Source organism: Promicromonospora kroppenstedtii DSM 19349, assembly GCF_000515355.1.
In the GTDB taxonomy this organism is placed as follows: Bacteria; Actinomycetota; Actinomycetes; order Actinomycetales; family Cellulomonadaceae; genus Promicromonospora; species Promicromonospora kroppenstedtii.
In genome coordinates, this window is record NZ_KI911577.1 from 26,113 (window position 1) to 29,594 (window position 3,482).

The 3,482-nt window shown below is 69.8% G+C and carries 8 protein-coding genes; all 8 read right to left on the reverse strand.

Going from position 1 to position 3,482, the window contains the following annotated elements; translation table 11 throughout:
- Positions 1-123: 123 nt before the first annotated feature.
- Positions 124-522 (reverse strand): Ltp family lipoprotein, encoded by a 399-nt coding sequence (locus tag PROKR_RS01695; protein WP_051432589.1) that lies wholly within the window; start codon positions 520-522, stop codon positions 124-126.
- Between the two features lie 287 nt (positions 523-809).
- Positions 810-1,022 (reverse strand): sortase family protein, encoded by a 213-nt coding sequence (locus tag PROKR_RS30385; RefSeq protein WP_036959228.1) that lies wholly within the window; start codon positions 1,020-1,022, stop codon positions 810-812.
- Between the two features lie 118 nt (positions 1,023-1,140).
- Positions 1,141-1,413: a hypothetical protein gene (locus PROKR_RS01705; RefSeq protein WP_036959144.1), complete on the reverse strand. Its 273-nt coding sequence runs from the start codon at positions 1,411-1,413 to the stop codon at positions 1,141-1,143.
- A gap of 259 nt (positions 1,414-1,672) precedes the next feature.
- Entirely contained in the window at positions 1,673-1,819 is a 147-nt protein-coding gene (locus PROKR_RS32165) for a hypothetical protein (protein ID WP_157601815.1), read from the reverse strand.
- Positions 1,807-2,088, reverse strand: a complete 282-nt coding sequence (locus tag PROKR_RS01710; protein WP_157601816.1) for a hypothetical protein — start codon at positions 2,086-2,088, stop codon at positions 1,807-1,809. Before PROKR_RS01710 ends, PROKR_RS32165 begins: the two co-directional genes overlap by 13 nt.
- Before the next feature lie 175 nt (positions 2,089-2,263).
- Positions 2,264-2,677, reverse strand: a complete 414-nt coding sequence (locus PROKR_RS01715) for a hypothetical protein (RefSeq protein WP_036959148.1) — start codon at positions 2,675-2,677, stop codon at positions 2,264-2,266.
- The gene (locus PROKR_RS01720; protein ID WP_157601816.1) at positions 2,665-2,946 is read right to left on the reverse strand and encodes a hypothetical protein; all 282 of its coding nucleotides are present in this window, start codon (positions 2,944-2,946) and stop codon (positions 2,665-2,667) included. The genes PROKR_RS01715 and PROKR_RS01720 overlap by 13 nt, the downstream gene beginning before the upstream one ends.
- 174 nt (positions 2,947-3,120) lie before the next feature.
- Positions 3,121-3,482, reverse strand: a 362-nt coding sequence (locus tag PROKR_RS33470) for a hypothetical protein (RefSeq protein WP_036959150.1), incomplete at its 5' end; no start/stop codon positions are given.

A 3,482-nucleotide genomic window follows, 5' to 3' on the forward strand; every position in this document is an offset into this window, starting at 1 on the left:
TCACACGAGTTTGTGTTCAGTTCTGCGGGCCGTTCGCCGAGGCTGAACACGGGCCCGAACACGCCAAAGGCCCCGGCCCCTCCCGTGTGGAGGGCCCGGGGCCGTACAGGTACAACCGAGTAGCTACAGCCCGGCTGCCGCGACGCCGTGCGCGGCCTGCTCGGGCGTGAAGCCGTCGAACTCAAGTTGATCCTGTAGCTCTGGCCCGGACATAGGCATGACGTCGAGATAGCCGGCGGCAGCCTCGTCTGCCTCCGCGGTCCAGTCGGCGCCGACGGCCTTCACGGCGTACTTGGCGTCCGCCGTCGAGTGGCCCTCGAACGTGAGCTGTTCCGTGAGGCCGCTCGCCGAGATCGCCATGATCTCGACGTAGCCCTCGGCGGCCAGGCGGGCCTGTTCCTGGGCGACGGACTCGGCCGGCTCCTCGGCCTTCTTCTCGGCGGGCTCCTTGGGCTTGGACGCCGGCGCGGACGACGTGGTCTCGTCGACCGGGGCGGGATCGGCCGCGGGGTCGGCCGGCACGGAGCACGCCGCGAGGCCGACGGCCAGGGTCAGGGCGGTCAGGGTCGCGGCGAGTGGGGGTACGCATGGGCTTGCCTCTCTGGGGTGACGGTGCGTAAGTAGAGAGGGCCGCGGGGCGCGATCGTGACGCGGGTCGGCACGAGGAACGGCCCCGGACCATACCCGTCCGGGGCCGTTCAGTTGGGAGGATACACGCCGCGACGGCTACGCGTCGTTGAGGTCGGTGGGCCAGTCGCGGCAGCAGTCGGCGAAGTCGTCGAGGAGCGCGTCGTCGAGGTCGTCGAACGTCACTGCGGGCGGTAGATCCGGTCAACGTCGAAGTCGGACTTGCGGACCTCGACCCAAGGCCTGAGCGTGGCCGTGTCGGCGGACAGGGCGACGATGGTGCCGACGATCTCCGTCCGCTCCGCTCCCGACGTCGAGAGGCTGATACGGTCGCCGACCTCGACCTCGTCCCAATGGGCCGTGCCGTGGTCGCGATGGGTTGTCCAGACGGTCATGTCGGAATCCTAGACGCAAGAGCGAGGCCCCGGCTCCCTATGCGGGGTCGGGGCCTCGTGTGGTCCAGCGCCGGGCGTGCGCCGTGAGGCAAGGCACGCGGGGCGGGGTCCGGGCGGGCTACTTCGCGGTGCGCGGGTCGAGCGGCGGGCGGGTGGGCCAGGTCCGGCCGCACTCGTCGCAGCCGAAGAGGCCGGGCTCGCCAGCAACGCCGTGGTGGGCGTCGAAGTGCTTAGACGGCGGGGCCTCGGCACGGAGCGTGTGGCGGTGGCCGTCCGACATCGTGTAGGAGCCGTCCTCGTTGGCGGCGCGCACGATGGGCGAGCGGCGGGGCAGCTCGGCGACGATCGGGGCGTCGGACTTCCCGACGATGTTGTCGAGCATGCGGACCATGCCCTGTGCGCTGACTTCGCCGGGTCGGTTGCGGTGGCGGTCGGCGAAGGCGCGGATCGCGGCGACCTGACCACCGGTCTCCAGGGGCGCGGGGCGGTGAGGGCGTGGATCAGGTGGTCGCGGGCGGTGATTGCCGTATCGACGGCCTCGGCGATGGCCTCGTAGGCGTCGCGGTCCGGGTCGGTGTCGTAGAGGGCCCTGATCGTGGGCGGGGGTGTCGCTCATGGTGTGCTCCTTGGGGTATGTAGGAGGCGGGCGGTCAGTACAGGTAGCGGTCGGCGAGCCAGAAGATCAGGACGGCGAGCGGGATGCCGCCCACCACGACGCCCACGGCGAAGGCCAGGACGTCGAGGGCGAGGGTAGCGAGCGCGCGGGCTAGGCGGCGGAGCATGGTCAGGCGACCCACGGGCCCATCTTGGCCTGCATGGCGTCCATGCGGCCGAACGGCGGCTGGTGGGCCTTCTGCACCATCGAGTGGCGGCCCTTGGCCGTGCCGCAGATTGCGGCGGCCATCTTCTCGTTGACCTCCGCCCGCAGGGGGAGGGCCTGGCCCGTGCGAGCGGCGAACGCCTTGCAGTGCTTGCAGGCGCACTCGACGGTGACGGTCGGGATGTCCGTGCGGGGCTCGTTGCCCATGGTGTCCTCCTGGTCAGTTGGGCCGGTTCCTCCGGCCATGGCACCAGCGTAGCCACGCAAGGGCACTTGCGCAACCCTCAGGGTGTAGAAGGTGTAGAAGTTGTAGGTCTCCCTGGTTACCCCTCAAGAAAGTAGTTCTTGAAGAAGTAACTAGAGAGAGGTACACCTTCTACACCTTCTACACCATCGGGGGCCTCCGGCCTCTCGCCCGGCGTCAGTCGTCTATCTGCCCGGCGAGGTAGTCGGGCTCGGCCTCCGCTCGGTGCACCTTCTGATCGATAGGCAGGCGGCCCGGTTCGACCACCCAGGGCCCGACCCGGAGGAGGAGCGAGGTCCGGTCCTCCTCGTCGGCCCGTTCCCAGACCTGAGCGAAGGTCTCGCCGGTCGGGACCTCTTCGGTCACGGTCGCGGTCGGGAGGGCCTCAGCATCGCGGAGGGCGGCCTTGGCGCGACGGTAGGCGCGATAGGTGGTGTCCTCGTCCTCGTCGGTGACGGCGGCATCCTGGGCAGCTCGGGCAGCGTCGAGGCGGAGGCGGGCAAGCGCGACGCCCACGGCGAAGGCCAGGACGTCGAGGGCGAGGGTAGCGAGCGCGCGGGCTAGGCGGCGGAGCATGGTCAGGCGACCCACGGGCCCATCTTGGCCTGCATGGCGTCCATGCGGCCGAACGGCGGCTGGTGGGCCTTCTGCACCATCGAGTGGCGGCCCTTGGCCGTGCCGCAGATTGCGGCGGCCATCTTCTCGTTGACCTCCGCCCGCAGGGGGAGGGCCTGGCCCGTGCGAGCGGCGAACGCCTTGCAGTGCTTGCAGGCGCACTCGACGGTGACGGTCGGGATGTCCGTGCGGGGCTCGTTGCCCATGGTGTCCTCCTGGTCAGTTGGGCCGGTTCCTCCGGCCATGGCACCAGCCGTAGCCACGCAAGGGCACTTGCGCAACCCTCAGGTGTAGAAGGTGTAGAAGTTGTAGGTCTCCCTGGTTACCCCTCAAGAAAGTAGTTCTTGAAGAAGTAACTAGAGAGAGGTACACCTTCTACACCTTCTACACCATCGGGGCCTCCGGCCTCTCGCCCGGCGTCAGTCGTCTATCTGCCCGGCGAGGTAGTCGGGCTCGGCCTCCGCTCGGTGCACCTTCTGATCGATAGGCAGGCGGCCCGGTTCGACCACCCAGGGCCCGACCCGGAGGAGGAGCGAGGTCCGGTCCTCCTCGTCGGCCCGTTCCCAGACCTGAGCGAAGGTCTCGCCGGTCGGGACCTCTTCGGTCACGGTCGCGGTCGGGAGGGCCTCAGCATCGCGGAGGGCGGCCTTGGCGCGACGGTAGGCGCGATAGGTGGTGTCCTCGTCCTCGTCGGTGACGGCGGCATCCTGGGCAGCTCGGGCAGCGTCGAGGCGGAGGCGGGCAAGCGCGACGGCTTCGTCTCGGACGGCGGTCGAGTCAG

Excerpts from the sequence above, each read along its gene's own strand:
- PROKR_RS01720 (WP_157601816.1), bottom strand. The coding sequence starts at position 2,946 with ATGGCCGGAGGAACCGGCCCAACTGACCAGGAGGACACCATGGGCAAC.
- PROKR_RS01710 (WP_157601816.1), bottom strand. The coding sequence starts at position 2,088 with ATGGCCGGAGGAACCGGCCCAACTGACCAGGAGGACACCATGGGCAAC.
- PROKR_RS30385 (WP_036959228.1), bottom strand. The coding sequence starts at position 1,022 with ATGACCGTCTGGACAACCCATCGCGACCACGGCACGGCCCATTGGGAC.
- PROKR_RS01705 (WP_036959144.1), bottom strand. The coding sequence starts at position 1,413 with ATGGTCCGCATGCTCGACAACATCGTCGGGAAGTCCGACGCCCCGATC.